The organism is Marinobacter daepoensis DSM 16072 (assembly GCF_000421165.1).
GTDB classification, from domain to species: domain Bacteria; phylum Pseudomonadota; class Gammaproteobacteria; order Pseudomonadales; family Oleiphilaceae; genus Marinobacter; species Marinobacter daepoensis.
In genome coordinates, this window is the sequence record NZ_ATWI01000010.1 from 372,342 (window position 1) to 393,495 (window position 21,154).

The following is a 21,154-nucleotide window of genomic DNA, read 5'->3' on the forward strand; positions in this document are numbered from 1 at the left end:
GTATCAGAGCTCCGCCCGGAGTTGCTCCAGAAGCTTGCTCAGAGCACGCCCCCGGTGACTGATTTGCCCTTTCTGTTCCCGGGTCAGCTCAGCGGCACTGCAGTTGTATTCCGGGCACAGGAAGACCGGGTCGTAGCCGAAACCAGCGTCGCCTCTGGGGGCAGGCAGAATTTGTCCGGGCCAGCACCCATGACAGATGATTGGCGTTGGGTCTTCGGCATGGCGAAGGAAGACGAGTACGCAGTGGAACTGGGCCTGGCGCTTGGCTGAAGGTGTTGCTTCCAGGGCGGCCAGCAGTGCCTCCACGTTCTGGCGGTCCGAGGCTTGATCGCCGGCGAACCGGGCCGAGCGAACACCCGGCCGTCCTTGCAGCGCATCGACGGACAATCCGCTGTCATCGGCGAGGGCTGGCAGCCCCGTCAGCCTCGCGGCATGGCGGGCCTTGATGAGGGCGTTTTCAACAAAGGTGATGGCGGGCTCTTCGGCTTCAGGCACGCCGAGTTCACCCTGAGCGACCGGGGTGAACCCAACGGGGGAGAGCAGTTCCGTCAATTCGGCAATTTTGCCCTGATTGTTGCTGGCGATGACAAGTTTCTGGCTCATGGGGTCAGTCATTGAACAGGGTGTGGGAAAAGCGTACTGGCAGATCCTCGGAACTACCGCTGGGACGCGCTGTGATGTTGAAGGTCATCAGGTCACCGGACTGGTACTGGTACTGGGCAATGAAATAGACGGCTTCACCTTCCTGAATGCGCCGGAATGCCAGAAAGTTGACCTGTTGGATGTCATTGGATACCTGGCCTTCAACCTGACCGCTAACGGGGGTGATCTGGCCGTGTTCCCCATCGGTCATAATTGCGATGTTGACGATGCCTATGCCCCGGCTTCGCTGCAGCTTATTGGCTTCAGCTACCTCGGGGGAGAGGAATGTGCTGGGGAAAACACTCCAGTGCACTTTATGTTCCCCGAAATCCTTCTCTCCGGCCTGACTCTGAAGTGGCAGGAGGATCAGGGTGAGCATCAGGCACAGGGCCTTGCTTGTGTTTAAGAGGTTCATCGTCAGGTCTCCCGTGAGATTCGGTAGATGGCTATTTCCCCCAGCAGGTTGGGCCAGAGCCTGGCCAGCCAGCTGTTCTGGTGTTGTCCGTCTACAACCCTCCGACTCTTGATCCGAATGCCTTTTTGCCGGCACAGGGCCTCGAAGTCCTTGAAGGTGCAGAGCCGGATATTCGGGGTGTTATACCATTTATACGGCAATGCATCGGATTCGGGCATTCGGCCGCTCAGCGCCAGCCCCCAGCGCAGGCGCCAGTGAGCGAAGTTGGGAAACGTCACAATGCCTTCCCGGCCGACCCGAAGCATTTCATCAATCACTTTGTCAGGCCGACGAACCGCCTGCAAGGCCTGGGTCATCAGGACAATATCGAACATGCCGTCATCGAAGTTGTCCAGCCCATGAGAGTCCAGGTTCTGCTCAATGACCCGAACGCCACGCCCCATGCAGGTAGTGATGTGATCGGGGTTGATCTCCAACCCAAACCCGGTGGCGCTGCGTTCTCGTTGAAGAAAGTCCAGCAAGGTCCCATCGCCGCACCCCAGGTCCAGAACGTGGTGACCGGGACGCACCCACTGCTGAATGATTTCGAGATCTGCCCTCATGCGCCCACCTCCCTGGCAACCCGGTCCATATAGGCGGTAAAAATGTCGGTGTATCTGGGGGTGGGGATCAGGAAAGCATCGTGTCCCCAGGGGGCATCAATTTCTGCATAGCTGACCCGTTTTCTCGCTGAAATCATGGCATCGACCATTTCTTCCGAACGGGCGGGTGAGAATCGCCAGTCGGTGCTGAACGACAGCACCAGATACTCGCACGTTGCTGGTGCCAGAGCCTTGGACAGGTCCCCGCCGAACTCGTAAGCGGGGTCAAAGTAATCCAGAGCCCTGGTCATCAGCAGGTAGGTGTTGGCATCAAACGTTTCGGAGAAACGTTCACCTTGATAGCGCAGGTAACTTTCCACCTGGAACTCAGCGCCGAAGCCGAACTTGTAGGCTTCCTCACGCAGTTCACGGCCGAATTTCTCGCCCATGGAGGCGTCTGAAAGATAGGTGATGTGGCCAACCATCCGGGCCAGCATCAGGCCACGCTTTGGCACCAGATTCTCGTCGTAGTAGCGGCCCTCGAAAAACTCCCGGTCCGAGGTGATGGCTTGCCGTGCGACTTCGTTGAAGGCGATGTTCTGGGCGGTCAGGCGCGGTGTTGAGGCGATAACTACGGAATGCCTTAGCCGGTCAGGGTAGTCCAGGCTCCATTGCAGGGCCTGCATGCCTCCAAGAGAGCCGCCAACCACCGCGGCCCATTGCTGGATGCCCAGGTGATCGGCCAGTCGGGCCTGGCTTGCGACCCAGTCGGCCACGGTCAAGACCGGGAAATCCGGACCATAGGGCTTGCCTGTTTCCGGATTGTTGGAGTTGGGGCCGGTGCTGCCGTGGCAGCCGCCAAGGTTGTTCAGGCTGACCACAAAAAAGCGGTTGGTATCAATGGGTTTGCCGGGGCCGATACAGCTGTCCCACCATCCGGGCTTCCGGTCATCGAGAGAATGATAGCCAGCGGCGTGATGGTGGCCACTCAAAGCATGGCAGATCAGTACCGCGTTGCTGGCGTCGGCGTTTAGCTTACCGTAGGTTTCAACCATCAGGTCGTAGCGTTCAAGAGACTGGCCGCAGGACAGCTCCAGAGGTACGTCAAAATGGATAGTTTTCGGGGTTACAAGGCCCACGGAGTCCGAGGGCAGGGAGTCAGGCATGGGTGTGATGAGTTCCTGGTCCGGTCCATTGGCGTCTGGCCTCAGGCCTTGACGGGCGCCCGGCGAGCGCGCCAACACATCAGTTTAATGGCGGCGGAAAAATGCTGCAACTGGCGGCTGTGCCGGGGCGCCCCGCCAAGCCGAACTTTATGAGTGCCTGGCGGGGTACGGGTCAAACGGCTCCGGAGATATTGACCACTTTTTGCTGGATTGTGGTAGGGGCTGGTTTTCGGATCTGACGCATCATGGCGTCTGCCAGCTCCAGCTGCTTGCGCAGGTCGGCAATGGCGTGATCCAGTCGCTGGCGCTCGGCCCGGCTGTCCTTGTCGGTTCTGACTGTGTCTCGCAGTCGGCGGATCTGGTGTTCCAGAAGCTGTTTCTGCTCCATGGAAAACTGCATGATCGGGAGCAGGGCCTCGTTGGGCCAGCGCTCGACGTCTTTGCGCACCCGGCCATGCAGCGTGCGGGCCTCACTGACCATCACATTGAAGAAGCGCCGCACCAGTGTTGACTGTTCCGAGAGCAGGTTCTTGGGGCTGATCCGAAACCGTTTAGCTTTCTTGCGAAGGTCCCGGATGGCGATGACGTGTCGGCCGGCCCGCAGAGGGATGGGTTCAAGATGGCGGGCCCGGGTGTCTTCGTTGTATCGGCGATAGATGGCACCGACCATTTTCTCCGCCAGTCGCCCTTCGCTCAACAGGTTGGTGAGATCGCCTTCCAACAATTCAAAGAAGTGTTCCATGGCGCGGTTCATGCCCGCGGTGGTCCAGCTTTTTGACATAGCGGTGCGCACCTGAGTGGCGTGACTTTCGAACCGTTCTTCGCTCACGAGTTTGGCCAGCATATCCCCCTGGGACTCCATCAGTCGGCGTGACGAGCGCAGGGTGATCAGCTTTTTATAGTAAAAGTCGTAGTCTTTCTGGGCCCGTTCAGCCAGGCGGGAAAGGGCTGCTTTGTCCAGAGTGCTCCCTGTGCAGGCCTGACGCTCTTCCTCCAGGGCCTCCAGACGATACTGCATGGCCGCCTGACTGTTTTGCAGCATGCCCAGCAAGTCGTTGATCAGGTTCTGGGTGATCAGCTGTTCCTTGTGCATCAGAATGCGCTGGACGATCAGCTGTTCCAGTTGGTCAATGTTGGAGCGGGCAAACAGGGCGCTGTCTTTGCGCACCCGGCTCAGGAGCCCCTGTTTTGCAGACAGGGGGATTACGTCCTGCTGCCGTATGCCCAAATGGTCGGCGGTGTAATTGCGGACGCGCTCGATGGATTCCTGTGTGTGCCGGTCTCCCTGAAGGTCGTCCCAGAGCACGTCAATCTTGTTGAGCACAGCAAACCGGCCGGCACGATGATCGGCATGTTCGGTGTCGATGTGTTCTTTCCAGATGGTCATGTCACTGGCCGTGACGCCGGTGTCTGCGCTGAGAACAAAGATGACGGCATGGGCCCTTGGCAGCATGCTGATGGTCAGCTCGGGCTCCGAGCCCAGAGCATTGAGGCCCGGTGTGTCGAGGATGCGCAGACCGCGTTCAAACAGCGGGTGGCGGATGCTGATCTGTGCGTTACGCCACGCCGGCACAAGAACGTTGCCCGGATGGTTGCGGTCGTGTTCCAGCATGGCCTCATCGAAGCCCAGCTCCCGAGCCTCTTCGGGGGACACGCTTTTGATACGGGCAACCTCGGCGAGGACGTCGCGCATGACTTCTGGGTTGCGATCGTCAAGTTCGTGGCGAATCCATTGGTTAGGCTGTTTGCGCAACTGTTGCAGCGAGAGTTCGCCGGTACGGGTCTCGATTGGAAGCAGCAGCAGATAGTTCTGGTTGGCACTGCGATCGAAGAACAGCTCGGTCGGACACATGGTGGTGCGCCCGGCCTGTGAGGGTAGCATCCGTTGACCATAGTCCGAGAAGAACAGGGCGTTGATCAGTTCGGTCTTGCCCCGGGAATATTCACCGACAAAGGCGATGGTCAGCTCATCTTCTATGAGCAGTTCCAGGCCATGGCGAATACGGGTGCTGATGTCTTCTGAAAACAGGTTGTTGTCCTGCAGCCAGAGTCGGTATCGACCTATCTGCCGGATCAGCTCTTTCTTCCAGTTATGGTATGCCTCAACCTGCTGCGACAGAGTCCCCTGCTGGTTCATCGGATAATCCTTCTGCGCGACTTCCGGGTGTGTCCTGAGCGGGCCAATTTATTAGAGGTGATTAAGTTGGTGATCGCTCGTTCAGATTAAATGGGTTTAATAGTAACCGTTTTTTTCCGCCCGGGAGGGTGGTCAAGGTAGTACTTTGGGCAGGGGTTGGCTGCCTCTCTACAAAAAAAGCCAGCAATTCAAATGGTTGAATTGCTGGCTTTTTATCGTAAAGAATCAGCGCGTTATGTAACGGAATGTATATTTGAGACTCAGGTTACATTCCGAGGCCTATGGAGCCCAGGCCGGCGGCGACTTTCATATGGTCTATGACCACGGTAATCACGTTCAGTATCAGAAAGACGATGATCGGGGACAGGTCCAGTCCTCCCATGGACGGCATGAGGTTTCGGACGGGGCGCATCACCGGTTCGGTAATCTGGGCAACCAGCTGGATTGCCGGGTGGCCACTCTGAGGGGCAATCCAGCTCACCACAACGACCGCAATCACCGACCAGAAGTAGATCTTTACGATCAGACTCAGCACATTCAGGACAGCCCATACCAACAGGGTAATGGGGTTTATGGCGGGGACGCCTCCGTTCAGGGCCACGAGAATGAAAAAGAACGTAATGGCCTGAATGAGGATGGCCAGAACCAGAGAGGCGCCATCGATTCCACCCCACCCCGGAATAAAGCGTCTCAGGGGGCGCAATGGCGGGTTGGTTGCCTTGACCACAAATTGTGAAATCGGGTTGTAAAAGTCCGCCCTGGCCAGCTGCAGGAGAAACCGAAGCAGGACAATGGTCATATAAAAGGTAGACGCAATCAGCAGGATCGTAATGACAATATCTGCCAGCATGAAGCTGAATCTCCGTTATGGGTTACTGTTTGTCTGCCAGTTCTTTTGACATCTCGCGTGAGCGTTCGAAGGCGGCGTTGTAGGCCTTGTTCACCAGGTCGCGCAGGCCGCCGTCTTCAAAGGTATTGATGGCACGCTCTGTGGTGCCTCCTGGTGACATCACATTCCGCTTGAGCTGGCCAGGGTCATCGTCACTGCGTGCCGCCATTTCCGCAGCGCCAGCCATGGTTTGTATCGCGAGGGCCCGCGCTGTTTCCGGCGCAATGCCTGCTTCTGTGGCGGCCGCTTCCAGAGCTTCCAGCATCAGGAAAAAATAGGCGGGGCCACTGCCGGAGAGTGCCGTTACACTGTGAAGGAGGTTTTCATCCTCTACCCAGAGTGCAGAGCCAATGCTCTCAAAGACGGCCTGCACGGCATTTTTCTGATCGTCCTTAACGTGGCTGTTGGCAAACAGGCCCGCAGCCCCCTTGCCGACCAGAGACGGGGTGTTGGGCATCACCCTGATCAGCGGTAACCCGCCGCCCAGCCAGGTATCCAGTGTGTCGGCGGTCAGCCCGGCGGCAATAGAAACCATCAGCGGCCTGGTGTTCTGGACCACCGGTGCTATGTCCTGGCAAACGTCGGCCATAACCTGGGGTTTCACTGCCAGAACGACGATGTCCGCCTGCTGGGCGCAGTAGCGGTTGTCGGTGGTGATGCTGATGCCAAACCGTTTGCGAATGGACTGCAGGTGGCCATCATCCGGCGCGCTGACCCAGATGTCGCCAGCCTCGAATCCGCTGTCCAGCATGCCACCGATGATAGCGCTGGCCATGTTGCCTGCGCCGATGAACGAAATGGTGGGTGATCTGCTCAAGGTTCACTCCCGGTCTTGGTCGTTTGATTCGTTGATCTGGATAATAACAGGATCTGTGCCGCTCAGCTCTGGCTGCGTTTGGCTGGCCGGCTCCCGAACAGGGCCGAGCCTACTCGTACCCAGGTTGCACCCTCGGCGATGGCAGCCTCCAGGTCGTCTGACATGCCCATTGAGAGGGTGTCCAGAGGGCCTGCGTCGGGATGATCCCGTTGCAGCTCGCTCAGGGCTGTGGCCAGGGTTCGGAAGCTCTTCCGCAGGTCGGTTTCAGACTGCTCCGGATCGGGGATGGCCATCAGCCCCCGCAGGCTCAGCTTTGGCAGTTTGCCAATCTCGGCGATCAGGTTATCGAGATCGTCAAGTCGACAGCCGGACTTGCTGGTTTCGTTGTTGATGTTCACCTGCAGGCAGATGTTCAGGGCTGGCAGGGCCTCTGGCCGCTGTTCGTTGAGACGGCGGGCTATTTTGAGCCGATCAACACTGTGCACCCAGGCGAAGGATTCGGCAATCTGTCGGGTCTTGTTGGACTGGACCGGGCCAATAAAATGCCATTCAATGTCTGCTTTCCCTGACAGGGCCTGAATCTTGTCCAGGGCCTCCTGCAGATAGCTCTCTCCGAACGCCTTCTGCCCAGCGGCGTAGGCCGCGATCAGATCGTCCGCTGGCCGGGTTTTGCTGACGGCCAGCAAATGCACGCTGTCGGGCTCACGGCCCGATTGCAATGTTGCTTTTTGTATGCGTCGGGTTACGCTCCCGATGTTGTCTGCTATGCTGCTCATAATGTGAGTTTGCCGCTTCTGGACTAAAAGAAAAAGCCCTCCGAGGAATCCTATGGATATTACTGAACTGCTTGCCTTTTCGGCGAAACAGGGTGCGTCGGATTTGCACCTGTCTGCCGGCTTGCCACCTATGATTCGTGTCGACGGCGACGTGCGCCGGATTAACCTTCCCCCCATGGAGCACAAAGAAGTGCATGGGTTGATCTACGACATCATGAACGACAAGCAGCGCAAGGATTATGAGGAGTTCCTCGAAACCGATTTCTCGTTCGAGGTTCCGGGCGTGGCCCGTTTCCGGGTCAACGCGTTCAACCAGAACCGGGGCGCAGGTGCGGTTTTCCGGACCATCCCCTCGAAAGTGCTTACCATGGAAGATCTGGGCATGGGCCAGGTTTTCAAGGATATCGCCTCTGTGCCTCGCGGCCTGGTGCTGGTGACAGGGCCGACCGGTTCCGGTAAATCCACAACCCTCGCGGCAATGATGGATTACATCAACGACACCCGGTATGAGCACGTTCTCACCATCGAAGACCCCATTGAATTTGTGCACGACTCGAAAAAGTGTCTGGTCAACCAACGGGAAGTGCATCGGGACACTCTGGGGTTCAATGAAGCCTTGCGTTCGGCCTTGCGGGAAGACCCGGACATCATTCTGGTGGGCGAGCTGCGGGACCTGGAAACCATCCGGCTGGCGCTGACGGCCGCAGAAACCGGACACCTGGTATTCGGTACGCTGCATACAACCTCCGCTGCCAAGACCATCGACCGGGTCGTTGATGTGTTTCCCGCGGAAGAAAAGTCTATGGTCCGTTCCATGTTGTCGGAGTCTCTGCAGGCGGTTATCTCGCAGACCCTGATGAAAAAAATGGGGGGCGGCCGAATTGCCGCGCACGAAATCATGATTGGGACGGCGGCCATCCGGAACCTGATCCGGGAAGACAAGATTGCCCAGATGTACTCGGCGATCCAGACCGGTGGTTCACTGGGCATGCAGACGCTGGATCAATGTCTGGAGCGTTTGTTGCAGAAAGGCCTGATCTCCCGTGAGGCGGCGCGGGCCAAAGCCAAGATGCCTGATAACTTCTGAGACTGAAAACTGGGTAGACACATGGAATTCGAAAAACTGCTTCGGCTGATGGTGGAAAAGGGTGGCTCTGACCTGTTTATCACGGCAGGGGTTCCGCCAAGCATGAAAGTAAATGGGAAAGTGTTGCCGGTAACCAAGAACGCACTGACGCCAGAACAGACGCGGGAACTCGTCTATGGTGCCATGAATGATAAGCAGCGTGCAGAATTTGAAGAAACCCACGAGTGTAACTTCGCGATCAGTGCCCGGGGCATCGGGCGATTCCGGGTTTCTGCTTTTTTTCAGCGCAACCTGTGTGGCATGGTGCTTCGCCGGATCGAGGTGAAAATCCCCCAGATTGATGACTTGTCGCTGCCGGAAATTATCAAGGATCTGGCCATGACCAAGCGCGGCCTGATCATGTTTGTGGGCGCTACGGGCACGGGTAAGTCGACGTCTCTGGCTGCCATGCTCGGGCATCGAAACCGGAACAGCCGGGGGCATATCATTTCCATTGAGGATCCGATTGAGTTTGTTCACCAGCATCAGGGATGCATTGTGACTCAGCGGGAAGTGGGGATTGATACCGAGAGTTTTGAGGTGGCGCTGAAAAACACACTCCGTCAGGCACCGGATGTCATTCTGATTGGTGAGGTACGGACTCGGCAAACCATGGAGTATTCGGTGCAGTTTGCTGAGACTGGTCACCTGTGTCTGGCAACGCTCCACGCCAACAACGCGAACCAGGCGCTGGACCGGATTATTCAGTTTTTCCCGCCGGAGCAGCACAACCAGATCTGGATGGATCTGTCGCTCAACCTGAGAGCTATTGTCGCCCAGCAGTTGATACCGACGCCCGATGGTAAGGGGCGCAAGGCGGTAATCGAAGTGCTGATCAATACCCCGCTGGTAGCGGACCTGATCCGTAAGGGTGAAGTTCACAGGCTGAAAGAGCTGATGGCCAAGTCCAATGAGTCCGGCATGCAAACCTTCGACCAGGCGCTCTACACGCTGTATTCCGAAGGCTCCATTACCTACGAAGACGCGCTGGCCCATGCAGATTCCGCGAACGACCTGCGTCTGATGATCAAGCTGGGAACCGATGCCCAGGGGGCAGACAAGCTGTCGTCATCGGTTGACAAGCTCACCATTCAGGACGATTAACGTCCTTGTTTTTCGCCCCCGCTTGCCGGGGGGCGTCCGCCTAATACCAAAGTTGTAATTTGTTAGCTGAACGAACCAGTAGTTTTGGCATTTGAGGCCATTGGCCTGTGCTGCGTATACTCCGCGCGATTCTAAAAAAGGAGTACACCATGCACAAAAATTCCAAAGCACTCGTAAAAGCAATTCGCCTGGCCTCGTTGGCGGCCATTGCTGCTCCAGCCAGCGTTATGGCCGGTGGCTTCTCGTTGAACGAGCAAAGCGCCAGCCAGATGGGTGTGGCCAATGCCGGTGCGGCGGCAAACCCTGAAAACGCGACCACCGTTCTTTTTAACCCCGCTGGTATGAGCCAGTTGTCGGGTACCAACCTCTCGTTTGGTGCGGCCTTTCTGGACATTGATGCCGAAGCGAAGAGCGGGAGCGTCGAATCTGGCCGGAACAACCCTGGTGTGCCGGTGACTCCTGGCAGCGATGGTGGTGATATTGCAGACCTCGCGGTGTTGCCGAACCTGTACCTGACCCATGAAATTAACGACTCAATAGACGTTGGTTTTGGTATCCATGCGCCCTATGGCCTGGCTGCAGACTATGACAATGACTTCGCAGGCCGTTTCTTTGCGGATAAGACGGAGTTGAAAGCCATCGCATTTACTCCCTCTATTGCGATCAATAACGGCCAGGGTCTCTCAATGGGGCTTGGGCTGAACATCCTGTACGCAGAAGGTCGCCTGAGCCGGTTTCAGGACCTGAGTGCGAGTGTCGGCCCGGCGGCTCTGATGCTTGAAGAGCCCTACGCCGATGCCGAGGGTGATGACATTGGAGTGACCTTTCGGGTGGGCTTCCTCTATGAATTATCGGAAGCGACGCAGCTGGGCCTGACCCTGCAAACGGGAACCGAACTGGAACTGGATGGTGATCTGGAAATCTCCGGTATTCCCAACCCGGCGAATCCGACGGGCCCGACCCTGACCGTCAGTGAAGATATCAAGGTACCGTTGGCGATTCCTGAGAGTGCCACGCTGGGTATTCGCCATCGCTTGACGGATGACGTCACGCTGCTGGCGGGTGCGACCTACGCCCGTTGGAGCCGCTTTGAAGAGCTGGATATTGTCAGCGATCAGGCAGGTGGCCCCATTGCCCAGGCTCCGGTGGATGGTGCGGTTATCTCTCACGTTACCGAGCGCTGGAAGAATACCTGGCAGCTCAATGCTGGTGCGATCTGGCAGGCAACTCCGGCATGGGCATTCAAGGCCGGATACGCCTGGGATGAGTCCCCGGTTGATGACTACGTCACGGCACGAGTGCCCTCCAGTGACCGCCACTGGCTGACTCTGGGTGCGCGCTGGGCCGATGTTCAGAGTGGCTGGAGCGTGGATGTTGCCGTCGGTACGCTGCTGTTCAAGGATGATCCGGAGTTCACCGAGCGGAATTACCAGCACGGAAACCCGGGCCAGGTGGCGGAACTCGCGCCGGGCATTTCAGATCCCAGCTATTATAAAGCCGAGTACGACCTGAGTGCCTGGAGTGCAGCCTTCGAAATCAGCAAAGCGTTCTAACAATTTGCTGGCTCCGGTTGGCTGAATCCATCCAGGTTTTAGCCGACGACCTGCCCCCGGTAGATGATCTTTCGCTGCCGGGGCGCGTCCTTTCCCCCTCCTGCTTTGGCAGGGTCTTCCTGAGGTCTGCAGGACTTCCCCAGTTCCGGGACTCTCTGTTTCAGCACTTCCCACGTCTGTATCAGGTGTTTTGAGCGGGTTTTGCCAGCATAGGTGGCAAGGCTAGTGGCCAGGTTGGCTTCATCAAGGTGGAGCTTGACGCCAAATTCAGACTGTATGAGACGACGGCATTGATGAACGAGTTTGAGCAGGCTGGGGTCGAACAGCCAGTTGCGTTCGTTGGTTGCGGAATTCATCGCTTGGACCTCGCATTGATGTCGCTGTACGGGGCTTTTGCCCCGAGACCCGGATAACAATGCAGAATCCATGCCCTTATGGCAGGGCGCGTGTTTATTCACTTTCGGGGTGATCTGGCTGGGCGTTGTGCGCCCTGTTTCTGTGCCCGGCGGCGGGATCTGGGCAGAAACAGGGCAGGGGCTTTCTTAGTGGGCCTGATCCCAGTTGTCGCCAATGCCGGCTTCCACCAGCAAAGGTACATCCAGGTTCGCGGCTGAGGACATGCGTCTGACCAGGCCGTCCCTTACATTTTCCACCGCGTCTTCGCGGACCTCGATGATCAGTTCGTCGTGCACTTGCATGGTCATGCAGGCGTCACTGGCGTGCTCGGTACGCAGCCAGTGATCAACATCAATCATCGCTCGTTTGATGATGTCAGCTGCCGTTCCCTGCATGGGGGCGTTAATGGCGGTGCGCTCGGCGGCCTGCTGCAGCTGCTTGTTGCGGGCATTAATCTCGGGCAGGTATAGCCTGCGGCCATAGAGCGTTTCGACATAGCCATCGTCGTGGGCCTGCTTGCGGATGTTGTCCATGTATGTCAGGACGCCGGGATAGCGTTCGAAATAGCGGTCAATGTAGGCCTGGGCAGTTTTGCGGTCGACCTCCAGCTGGCGAGCGAGTCCAAATGCGGACATGCCGTAGATCAGGCCGAAGTTGATGGCTTTTGCGCTGCGTCGCTGATCTCCGGTGACCTCGTCGACGGAAACGCCAAACACTTCCGCCGCCGTCGCTTTGTGAATGTCCTCACCGCGTTCAAAGGCTGTCAGCAAGCCTTTGTCGCCAGACAGGTGAGCCATTATCCGCAGCTCGATCTGGGAGTAATCCGCCGCCAGCAGTTTGTAACCCTCCGGTGCGATAAACGCCTGGCGTATGCGCCGGCCTTCTTCGGTCCGGATCGGGATATTCTGAAGGTTTGGTTCAGAGGATGACAGGCGCCCTGTGGCGGTCACGGCCTGGTGGTAGGAAGTGTGAACGCGGCCAGTGCGATGGTGAATCAGCTCGGGCAGGGTGTCGGTGTAGGTGGACTTGAGCTTGCTCAGGCTCCGGTGTTGCACAATCAGGCGGGGCAGCTCATGTTCATGGGCAAGTTCCTGAAGGACCGGCTCGGCAGTGGACGGGGCGCCTTTGGGGGTTTTCTTGATGACCTTCAGGCCCAGCTTGTCGTAGAGAATCGCCTGGAGCTGTTTGGTCGATCCCAGATTGAAGGCTTCCCCGGCCACGTCGTGGGCTTCCTTCTCAAGCGTTGCCATGCGCTCGGCCAGTTCCTGACTGTGCCGGCGCAGGGTGCTGGCGCTGATCAGGGTGCCACGCTGCTCCATTCGGGAGAGTACCGGCACCAGGGGCAGGTCTATGTTCCGGTAAACCGACTCCAATCTGCCGGTGCCTTGCAGGAGCGGGCTGAGGACCTGATGCAGCCGAAGGGTAATGTCGGCGTCCTCCGCCGCGTAGGGGCCGGCTTTTTCCAGATCGATCTGGTTGAACGTGAGTTGCTTGGCTCCTTTGCCGGCGATGGACTCATAGCTGATGGTCTCCTCGTCGAGGTAAGCCTTCGCCAGACTGTCCATGTCGTGCCGGGTTGCCACCGAGTTGAGGACGTAGGACTCCACCATGGTGTCCTCCGCAATCCCTTCAAGATGAATGTCGTGGTTGGCCAGAACGTTTTTATCGTACTTGAGGTTCTGCCCGACCTTTTTCTTTTCGGGGTCTTCCAGCAGTGGTTTCAGTTGCGCCAGGATCGACTCGCGATTCAGTTGCTCCGGTGCACCCATGTAATCGTGAGCCAGTGGCACATAGGCGGCTTTTCCCGGCTCGATGGCAAAGGAGACGCCAACGACTTCCGCTTCCATGTACCGAAGACTGGTGGTTTCGGTGTCAAAGGCGAACAGGTCTGCGTCTTTCAGCTCCTGGAGCCACTGGTCGAATTCAGCCTGGTCGGTAATAACGTCATACTGTTTCTCCACTTCAGCTCGGGGTGCGGTGTCCGGGAATGGCTGCTGCGGATTTGCATCGTTCTCCAGTTCCGTAATCCAACCTCGGAACTCATACTCTTTAAACAGATCCAGCAGGGTGGTGTTGTCCTGCTGGCGCTCCTGGAGGTCTTCCAGGCCAAAGGCCAGTTCCACGTCGGTGCGTATGGTGGCCAGTTCGCGGCTCAGCGGCAGCGTCTCAGTGGCGTCCCGGAGGTATTCTCCGATTTTCCCTTTGATCTCATTGGCATGGTTGATCAGGTTATCCAGGTCTTCGTATGCCTGAAGCCATTTCACGGCGGTTTTGGGCCCACACTTGTTGACCCCGGGGATGTTATCAACCTTGTCGCCGACCAGTGCGAGGTAGTCGATGATCTGTTCGGGGGTTACCCCGAACTTTTCAATCACGCCTTCCCGGTCCATGGCGGTTTCCGTCATGGTGTTGATGAGCGTGACATGGTCACTGACGAGTTGCGCCATGTCTTTGTCACCGGTTGAAACCACAACGTCGATGCCTTTGCTGGTGGCTTCGTGGGCGAGGGTGCCGATAACGTCGTCGGCTTCAACGCCCGGGACGACGAGCAGGGGCAGGCCCATGGCACGGACGATGTTGTGAATGGGCTCAATCTGCATTGCCAGGTCGTCCGGCATCGGGGGACGATTCGCTTTGTATTCTTCATACATCTCATGCCGGAAGGTCTTGCCCTTGGCATCGAAGACCACCACGGTTTTCGAGCCCGGGAAATCCTGCTCAATGCGCCTCAGCATACTAATGACACCTTTAATGGCGCCCGTTGGGTGATTCTTGCTGGTCGTCAGCGGTGGCAGGGCATGGTAGGCACGGAACAGGTAGGACGATCCGTCCACCAGAACCACGGGAGGGTTGGTTTGGTCAGTCATATCAAAACAAGTCCGGATTCTGATTGAAGCGTGGATTGGCTTGTGCAACGCTTGTGGTTATAACGATGGTTTAAAGGGTACCACGAAAATGAAACGAATCGCCTTCTCCGCCCTGCTGCTGGGCGGCTTCTCTTCGACTTTGCTGGCTCAGGATGAAGGAGCCCTGGATGCGACGCCAGTGGTGACGCCTCAGGAGCCCGTGGTGATTTCGGATTACCAGCCGCCAGAAGGTGGCGCGGAGATTGTGATTCGCCCCGGCGAGAATGAAGTGTTTTACGAATACCGGGTCAATGGCCAGTTGATGGAAATTAAAGTGGTGCCAGAGGTTGGTCCTGAGTACTACCTGGTGCCCGCAGAGGGCGGTGGCTGGGCGCAGGATACCGAGTCAGATCTGATGGTTCCGAGTTGGGTCATTTTCCGCTGGTAATGCCCGCGCCTTCCCTGCGTTCAGATCAGGTTGACCTCGACCGGGTCTGAACGCTGGCTTTCCAGGCCTTCTACATCAATGGTGGTGATCGAAAACTCGTAGGCGCCTGGCGGCATGTCTGCCAGTGTGTACCGTGTTGTGCTGCCGTCGCTCAGGGGAATAACATTGAAACTGTCGCGGTGCTTGAGCCGGAAGTAAATCCGATACCCGGCAATCTGGCCCGGCGTTAGGGCGGTGCCGTCTTCGCGGGTCATGGGGGGATTCCAGGTCAGTGTTTTCGGGGCTGCGGTTTCCGGGGTGTCTTGGCCAAGCGTGGCGAGAAGATCGCCCTGGGCCTGTTTCAGGCGGGAGTCTGCCACTTCCGAAGCGCGCTTGGAGTCCAGTTTGCTGGCCCGGGTGTCCTCCTGACAACCTGCCACCAGAAACGCGGCACAAAGGGCCAGCGCCATGGCCATTGCGCGCGGCAAATGGCCCCGGATTAATAATCTTGTCATGGCTACTCGCATACGGGGTGCTGTTAGCACCCTCACGCTGTCGTTTTTACGTATGGCACCGGAATAAATCAGGGAGACGGCTTCGTTCAATAAGAAGTGTGCGATTATGCCAGCGGGTACTCTGTGATCAAGTGAAAAATCGGTAAAAACCCGTATTTTGGTTTAGTGTGAACATTCTAATTTTTGATCGTAACTTGGTAGGCGAATGTTACCAGTGGCCCGGCAGAGTCCGGAGCCAGACGACTCGAAGAGAGGGAGAGTAATCATGGGTAAGCTGAAATCCTATCAGGAACAATTGCAGGACATCGTAGAGAAGGGCATCAACGCAGCGGAAGATCAGCAGAAGAAACTGGCTTCCAAGCCGTTCGACTATGCCGAGAAGCTGGAAGCCGAAGCTCGCGAGTACAGCGTGAAGAGCTTGCGCGAGCGTTACAATGGTTATTCAGAAAACCTGTTCGGACAGCTGCGTTCTCTGAATACCCGTTTTGGCAATTTTGCGGCTGAACTGGTCGCCAAGCTGGAAAAAGAGGCTGCCGAAGGTGCGGATGCTGTCTCTGAGGTGGCTGAAGATGTGGCCGATGCTGCGCAGGAAGCCAAGAAGACCGTGGTGGCTAAAAAGCCAGCCGCCCGCAAGACCGCAGCGCGGAAGCCGGCTGCGAGCAAGGCCGGGGCCGCGACTGCCTGATCAGCTCGCCGGTGCCAGAAAAAAAGGGCGCTCTCAAGAGCGCCCTTTTTTATCGGGTTGTTTAATCGCTTTCCGGCTCAATAGGCAGGGTTCGTTTTTCACCGGTGATTTTCTCAAGCCGCCGAATGTCGGTTTCGTAGGCTTGTGTCATTTCGCTGATGTCGTGTTGCTGGGCTGAGATTTCCCGCTCGACGTCCCGGATCTGCGCTTCCAGCCGATGAATCTTTTCCAGAGTGCTCTCTGGAATTGGGCGTCCTGCCCGTTCCATATCCGCTGCCCGGCTCTGCTCGTTGTCCAGTTGGCTGGAAATCACCGAGATGTTGCCGCGTTTGAGCTGGATAATGCCTTCAAGTTCCCGGATTTTACGATGCATGGCGCGCACGGCCTGATCCGGGTGGCTGAAACGTTTCAGCAGAATACGGTCCTGTTCCTGCTGGATCTCCAACTGGTGCTTACGTTCCTTCTCGGCCTCCCGCGCGGCTATTTCCTCGGCGGTCGGGGCCGGAGGGATGGACTCCACCACCCGGCCATTATTGCTCAGGATGTCATAGCCCCGAGTGGTGGCCTCCTGAGGAATCGTGTTGCTGATCACCAGTCTGCCGTTTTCATCTGTGTAACGGTACATGGTGGCCTCGGCGCTGGCTGCCAGCAACAAACCCAAGGCCGCAACGCCGGCAACAACAGGAGAAGCGGTCAGTCGGTAACGCATGCCTCAGACTCCGTAACGATCCCGGTAACTGGCCACGGTCTCCGCATGGCCGGAAAACTCCGGATTGGCCTTCAGGTAATCCAGTACCTGATCAAGACGAATGATACTGATCACAGGGATGCCATATTCTTTTTCGACTTCCTGGATGGCGGACAGCTCGCCATTGCCTTTCTCTTGCCGATCGAGGGCAATCAGTACACCGGCCGGTTCTGCGCCCGCAGCCCGGATGATGTCGATGGATTCGCGGATGGCGGTGCCGGCTGTGATCACATCGTCAACAATCAATACCTTACCTTGTAGTGGAGCGCCAACAATATTGCCACCCTCACCATGGTCTTTCTTTTCTTTGCGATTAAATGCAAAAGGCTTGTTTTCGCCGTTGGTTGCCAACGCCATGGCGGTAACCGTAGCCAACGGAATGCCCTTATAGGCAGGCCCGAAAATGATGTCATAATCCAGCCCGCTGCGCGAAACTGCCGCAGCGTAGGCTTTGCTCAGTTCGAGCAGGTCGTTTCCGGTGTTGAACAGCCCAGCGTTGAAAAAGTAGGGGCTGGTGCGCCCGGATTTGAGTGTGAATTCTCCAAAACGCAGAACATTCCGCTGGATGGCAAACTCTATAAATTTTTTCTGATAGTCATGCATGGCAAGGCTTCTGGCGGGGTTTGATCTTTAATTAAAGCGTAAAAACGGTATCATACACACAAACCGAATCAGGGAACACGTATGCGGGTAGTATCAATCAGCGTCAATGGTCTTGAACAGGCTGTTGAAAAAGGTTTTTTTGACTGGCTTGCCGGGCAGGACGCTGATGTCGTCTGTGTGCAGGATCACCGCATGCGTGCCTACGAGATTGAAGACAAAAACCTGATTCCGGAAGGCTATGAAGCGTATTTTATTGATGGTGAACTGAACGAGCATGGGGGAGTGGGGATTTTTACCCGGCATTTCCCTAAGGCCATCATGTACGGCTTTGCGAATGAGCAGGCCGACCGTGAGGGGCGCTTCATACAGGCCGATTTCGATAAGGTATCGGTGGCCTGCGTGCTGGCACCCTGCGCCCTGGGGCGAGAGGAAGAGCTGATTGGGGAAGACGACCTGACGGTTCTTGATCACAAAGATGAGTTTATGGATGCTTTCGGCGTACACATGCAGAAAACCCTGCGTAAGCGCCGGCAGTTTATTTTCTGTGCGAACCTGCAGACAGCGCACCATGTGACGGATGCAAGCCCTCTGTATCACAAAACGGATTTTTCCGGTTTCCTGCCCCATGAACGGGCATGGCTGGATCGCCTTTTTGATGAAATGGGCTGTGTGGATGCCTTCCGTGAAATCAACAAGCAGAGTAATCAGTTCACCTGGTGGCCCGAACAGACTGAAGGTTCCCGCAAGAAAGCGGGTATCCGGGTGGATTACCAGCTGCTGACGCCGGGTATTCGCAAGACCATTCGTGATGGCTGGATTGATGAGGAGACCCGTTTCTCCGATCACGCTCCGGTGATTATGGATTACGACATCGAAATCGGGCTCTGAGCCTGACGGTTTAACTGAGTTGTCGCGGGCCTGGAAACTCCCTCTCCGGGCCCGCGGTCGGTCTACTCGGCCAAAGCCGCTTTCTGAATTTCAAACAGCTCGTTAATCGCTTTTCTTGCCAGCACCAGCATGCTGTCCAGTTCAGACTGCTCGAACGGAGCGCCCTCTGCGGTTCCCTGAATTTCAATAAAGCCGCCACGGTCAGTCATGATCACGTTCATGTCGGTTTCGGCTTCAGAATCTTCCGGATAGTCCAGATCGGCCACCGGGGTGCCCTTGAATACACCGACGGAGATGGCCGCAACCATTTGCTTGAGCGGCGATTTCTTCAGGCGCTTTTCCTTCACGAGGTGATTCAGTGCGTCGACCAGCGCCACGCAGCCGCCGGTAATTGCTGCAGTACGAGTGCCACCGTCTGCCTGAATAACATCGCAATCAATGGTGATGGTGTGTTCACCCAAAGCTTCCAGGTCGACGGCTGCGCGCAGGCTGCGGCCGATCAGTCGCTGAATTTCCACGGTACGGCCACCTTGTTTGCCGCGAGCTGCTTCGCGCCCCATCCGGCTGCCTGTTGACCGGGGTAGCATGCCATACTCAGCGGTAATCCAGCCCTTGCCCTCGCCACGAAGGAAGGGAGGTACCTTGTTCTCGACAGAGGCCGTGCAGATGACCTTGGTGTCGCCGAACTCAACCAGCACTGAGCCTTCGGCATGGCGGGTATAGTTACGGGTGATGCAGACGTCTCTGGGTTGCTCGGGCGTTCTGCCGCTTGGTCGCATAGTAGGTCCTGTCGTTCAATGAAGAATGTCCGGCCTTTGCCGGGTGATTCGTAAGAAAGGGCCGGAGTATAGCACGCCCCTGGTGCCGGCTGGACTGTGCGGCTTTAGTCGGGTTCGCAGGCCGGGTCTGTTGGCTGGTAGACTGGCCTGATCTGTCTACCGATGGGGAGCCATTATGATTCGCAGTATGACTGCTTTTGCCCGCAAGGACGTCCGTGGAGACTGGGGGACGCTGACCTGCGAAATCCGTACGGTTAACCACCGCTATCTGGAGCCTTCATTCCGGCTGCCGGAGGCATTCCGGGAGCTGGAAAACCGGTTCCGGGAAGAGCTTCGGAGGAAGGGGCTGAAACGGGGCAAGGTGGATATTTCCATGCGGCTGCAATCCGAGGAGCAGGCAGTGCAGGGGTTTGAAATCTGTGAGGACGTCGCCAGAGCGGTTAACGATGCGGCTAATCACATCAACCGTATGCTCGACAATCCGGCGCATATCAATGCGCTGGATATTTTGCGCTGGCCGGGGGTTTTGTCGGTTCCGGAGCAGGATTACAGCGCCGCACGTGAAGCGGCTGTTGAGCTGTTTTCTGAGACGATCACTGAACTCGTCAGTGTCCGGGAGAGGGAAGGAGAACGTCTTCGCCCGCTGTTCGAAGAGCGTCTGGCAACCATGGGGGCGTTAGTGGAAGAAGTGCGCACCAGGTTACCCGAGTTGTTGGCGGCTCAGGAGAAAAACCTTCGGGATCGCTTTGAAAAGGCGCGGGTGGAGCTGGATTCTGACCGGGTGGCCCAGGAGATGGTGATGCTGGCCCAGAAGTGCGATGTGGCTGAAGAGTTGGATCGGCTGGAGGCGCACATCAGTGAAGTCACAGAGTCCTTGCAGGGGAATGATGCGGTTGGCCGCAGGCTGGATTTCCTGATGCAGGAACTGAACCGGGAGGCTAATACTCTTAGCAGTAAGAGTATTGACGCCGGTGTGACCCGCTCTGCGGTGGAGCTCAAAGTATTGATTGAGCAAATGCGGGAGCAGGTTCAGAATCTGGAGTAGGTTCCCGGGCGGAGTATGCCTCCGCCCGGTTTTGCCAGCTAGCCGGCGGGCTTGATGGCGAGAAGGTCGGTGCGAAGGTGAGTCAGGACTTTTTCAGCGGTGTTGCCGATGACTCGTGCTGCTAAGCCGGTTTTTCCCGTTGTGCCGATGACGACCATGTCGGCTTTGATGCGGTTGGCGACACTGGGAATGACTTTCTGTGCCGGACCGGCTTCGAGGTGGATCTGTTCCGGGGGCAGATGCCAGGTGTTGCACAGGTGTTCAATTCTGGGCTTCAGTGCAGCTTCACGTTTGCGTGCGTGAGCTGCCATGTCGATGATATCCAGATCGGCGAGAACAACCGATGTGTGCAGGGCATGCACCAGGTGCAGATCGGTTTCCATGGCCCTGGCCAGTTTCGAAGCCTGCTCGATAATTCGGGTGTTCAACGCTTTTTTCGCCGGTTTGTCCGTGCTCAGGTCGACGGCCGCCAGGATCGGGTGTGCCCGGTTCCATTTTTTTTCGGCGACCAGCATGACAGGGGCAGGACATTCCCGTATCAGGTGCCAGTCTGTGGGAGTGTACAGAAAGTGCTCTGAGCGGTGCCCGGTCTTCACAACCGCCATAGCGTCCGTCTGTTGGCATCGCTCAATGATCCACTGATGGATGTTCTTTTCCCAGACGGTAAGAAGATCGATCTGCAGATCCTGGCAATCAGCCAGCGCGAGCATCTGTTCCAGCCATTTCTGCCGATGTTCGATCAGGGCTTCCCTGGCGGTTTGCTGAACCGTGGGATCTGCTGGCAAGGCGTCCAGATACTCGTGAACGAAGGCCACGACCTCAAGCGCTGCACCGGTTGTCCTGGCCAGCTCTATTCCCCGCCCCAGTGCTTTCTGATGCTTGTGAGCGGGGTCCATGATGATAAGCAGTTTGTCCATGTTCCGTTCCATCGTGTTGGATAGTTCTAGTCCGGGATACTATCAGCTGTTCCGGCTTCGGGGTGCGGATATAAGTCAAACCCCGTATAATTCCGGCTT

General features: G+C 57.1%; 22 protein-coding genes. 7 read left to right on the forward strand and 15 right to left on the reverse strand.

What is annotated here, in order from left to right; all coding sequences use genetic code 11:
- Positions 1-3: 3 nt before the first annotated feature.
- The 8 genes from rdgB to K325_RS0111645 all read right to left on the reverse strand — a co-directional run bounded on the left by rdgB (position 4) and on the right by K325_RS0111645 (position 7,423).
- Positions 4-603 carry an RdgB/HAM1 family non-canonical purine NTP pyrophosphatase gene (gene rdgB / locus K325_RS0111610; RefSeq protein WP_029654435.1) on the reverse strand — a complete coding sequence of 200 codons (600 nt, stop codon included), beginning with the start codon at positions 601-603 and terminating at the stop codon, positions 4-6.
- 4 nt (positions 604-607) lie between these two features.
- Positions 608-1,057, reverse strand: coding sequence for a DUF4426 domain-containing protein (locus tag K325_RS0111615; protein ID WP_029654436.1), 450 nt, complete (start codon positions 1,055-1,057; stop codon positions 608-610).
- Between the two features lie 2 nt (positions 1,058-1,059).
- The gene (gene metW / locus K325_RS0111620; protein WP_029654437.1) at positions 1,060-1,659 is read right to left on the reverse strand and encodes a methionine biosynthesis protein MetW; all 600 of its coding nucleotides are present in this window, start codon (positions 1,657-1,659) and stop codon (positions 1,060-1,062) included.
- The gene (gene metX, locus K325_RS0111625) at positions 1,656-2,804 is read right to left on the reverse strand and encodes a homoserine O-succinyltransferase MetX (RefSeq protein ID WP_029654438.1); all 1,149 of its coding nucleotides are present in this window, start codon (positions 2,802-2,804) and stop codon (positions 1,656-1,658) included. Before metX ends, metW begins: the two co-directional genes overlap by 4 nt.
- 172 nt (positions 2,805-2,976) lie before the next feature.
- Positions 2,977-4,941, reverse strand: a complete 1,965-nt coding sequence (locus tag K325_RS0111630; RefSeq protein ID WP_029654439.1) for a dynamin family protein — start codon at positions 4,939-4,941, stop codon at positions 2,977-2,979.
- 265 nt (positions 4,942-5,206) lie between these two features.
- On the reverse strand, positions 5,207-5,791 hold the full coding sequence (locus tag K325_RS0111635) for a YggT family protein (RefSeq protein WP_029654440.1): 585 nt from the start codon (positions 5,789-5,791) through the stop codon (positions 5,207-5,209).
- Between the two features lie 22 nt (positions 5,792-5,813).
- On the reverse strand, positions 5,814-6,647 hold the full coding sequence (gene proC / locus K325_RS0111640) for a pyrroline-5-carboxylate reductase (protein ID WP_029654441.1): 834 nt from the start codon (positions 6,645-6,647) through the stop codon (positions 5,814-5,816).
- A gap of 62 nt (positions 6,648-6,709) precedes the next feature.
- Positions 6,710-7,423 carry a YggS family pyridoxal phosphate-dependent enzyme gene (locus K325_RS0111645; RefSeq protein ID WP_029654442.1) on the reverse strand — a complete coding sequence of 238 codons (714 nt, stop codon included), beginning with the start codon at positions 7,421-7,423 and terminating at the stop codon, positions 6,710-6,712.
- A gap of 52 nt (positions 7,424-7,475) precedes the next feature.
- On the opposite strand from K325_RS0111645, the gene K325_RS0111650 reads away from it, so the two are divergent.
- From K325_RS0111650 to K325_RS0111660, 3 genes are all read left to right on the forward strand, one after another.
- Entirely contained in the window at positions 7,476-8,510 is a 1,035-nt protein-coding gene (locus tag K325_RS0111650) for a type IV pilus twitching motility protein PilT (protein ID WP_029654443.1), read from the forward strand.
- A 21-nt stretch (positions 8,511-8,531) separates the two neighbouring features.
- Positions 8,532-9,653: a PilT/PilU family type 4a pilus ATPase gene (locus K325_RS0111655; protein WP_029654444.1), complete on the forward strand. Its 1,122-nt coding sequence runs from the start codon at positions 8,532-8,534 to the stop codon at positions 9,651-9,653.
- A gap of 149 nt (positions 9,654-9,802) precedes the next feature.
- Complete coding sequence (locus tag K325_RS0111660; protein WP_029654445.1) at positions 9,803-11,206, forward strand: OmpP1/FadL family transporter; 1,404 nt, start codon at positions 9,803-9,805, stop codon at positions 11,204-11,206.
- Positions 11,207-11,244: 38 nt separating this feature from the next.
- On the opposite strand, the gene K325_RS0111665 is transcribed toward K325_RS0111660, so the two are convergent.
- Both K325_RS0111665 and polA read right to left on the reverse strand, forming a co-directional pair.
- Positions 11,245-11,562 (reverse strand): hypothetical protein, encoded by a 318-nt coding sequence (locus K325_RS0111665; RefSeq protein ID WP_029654446.1) that lies wholly within the window; start codon positions 11,560-11,562, stop codon positions 11,245-11,247.
- A 186-nt stretch (positions 11,563-11,748) separates the two neighbouring features.
- Positions 11,749-14,469: a DNA polymerase I gene (gene polA / locus K325_RS0111670; protein WP_029654447.1), complete on the reverse strand. Its 2,721-nt coding sequence runs from the start codon at positions 14,467-14,469 to the stop codon at positions 11,749-11,751.
- Between the two features lie 88 nt (positions 14,470-14,557).
- On the opposite strand from polA, the gene K325_RS0111675 reads away from it, so the two are divergent.
- Positions 14,558-14,896: a DUF2782 domain-containing protein gene (locus tag K325_RS0111675; protein WP_029654448.1), complete on the forward strand. Its 339-nt coding sequence runs from the start codon at positions 14,558-14,560 to the stop codon at positions 14,894-14,896.
- A 20-nt stretch (positions 14,897-14,916) separates the two neighbouring features.
- Here K325_RS0111675 and K325_RS0111680 read toward each other — a convergent pair whose 3' ends face one another.
- Positions 14,917-15,390, reverse strand: a complete 474-nt coding sequence (locus K325_RS0111680; RefSeq protein WP_228128440.1) for a fibronectin type III domain-containing protein — start codon at positions 15,388-15,390, stop codon at positions 14,917-14,919.
- Between the two features lie 265 nt (positions 15,391-15,655).
- On the opposite strand from K325_RS0111680, the gene K325_RS0111685 reads away from it, so the two are divergent.
- Positions 15,656-16,075: a hypothetical protein gene (locus tag K325_RS0111685; protein WP_029654450.1), complete on the forward strand. Its 420-nt coding sequence runs from the start codon at positions 15,656-15,658 to the stop codon at positions 16,073-16,075.
- A gap of 61 nt (positions 16,076-16,136) precedes the next feature.
- Here K325_RS0111685 and K325_RS0111690 read toward each other — a convergent pair whose 3' ends face one another.
- On the reverse strand, positions 16,137-16,784 hold the full coding sequence (locus tag K325_RS0111690) for a DUF4124 domain-containing protein (protein ID WP_029654451.1): 648 nt from the start codon (positions 16,782-16,784) through the stop codon (positions 16,137-16,139).
- Between the two features lie 3 nt (positions 16,785-16,787).
- Positions 16,788-17,426, reverse strand: a complete 639-nt coding sequence (pyrE, locus tag K325_RS0111695; RefSeq protein WP_029654452.1) for an orotate phosphoribosyltransferase — start codon at positions 17,424-17,426, stop codon at positions 16,788-16,790.
- A gap of 81 nt (positions 17,427-17,507) precedes the next feature.
- Here pyrE and K325_RS0111700 point away from each other — a divergent pair, with 81 nt between their 5' ends.
- The gene (locus K325_RS0111700) at positions 17,508-18,314 is read left to right on the forward strand and encodes an exodeoxyribonuclease III (protein WP_029654453.1); all 807 of its coding nucleotides are present in this window, start codon (positions 17,508-17,510) and stop codon (positions 18,312-18,314) included.
- Between the two features lie 62 nt (positions 18,315-18,376).
- Here the strand turns inward: K325_RS0111700 and rph are convergent, their stop codons facing one another.
- Positions 18,377-19,093 (reverse strand): ribonuclease PH, encoded by a 717-nt coding sequence (rph, locus tag K325_RS0111705; RefSeq protein ID WP_029654454.1) that lies wholly within the window; start codon positions 19,091-19,093, stop codon positions 18,377-18,379.
- Positions 19,094-19,268: 175 nt separating this feature from the next.
- On the opposite strand from rph, the gene K325_RS0111710 reads away from it, so the two are divergent.
- Entirely contained in the window at positions 19,269-20,138 is an 870-nt protein-coding gene (locus tag K325_RS0111710) for a YicC/YloC family endoribonuclease (RefSeq protein WP_029654455.1), read from the forward strand.
- 38 nt (positions 20,139-20,176) lie between these two features.
- Here the strand turns inward: K325_RS0111710 and K325_RS0111715 are convergent, their stop codons facing one another.
- Positions 20,177-21,055 carry a universal stress protein gene (locus K325_RS0111715; RefSeq protein ID WP_029654456.1) on the reverse strand — a complete coding sequence of 293 codons (879 nt, stop codon included), beginning with the start codon at positions 21,053-21,055 and terminating at the stop codon, positions 20,177-20,179.
- Positions 21,056-21,154: the final 99 nt, after the last annotated feature.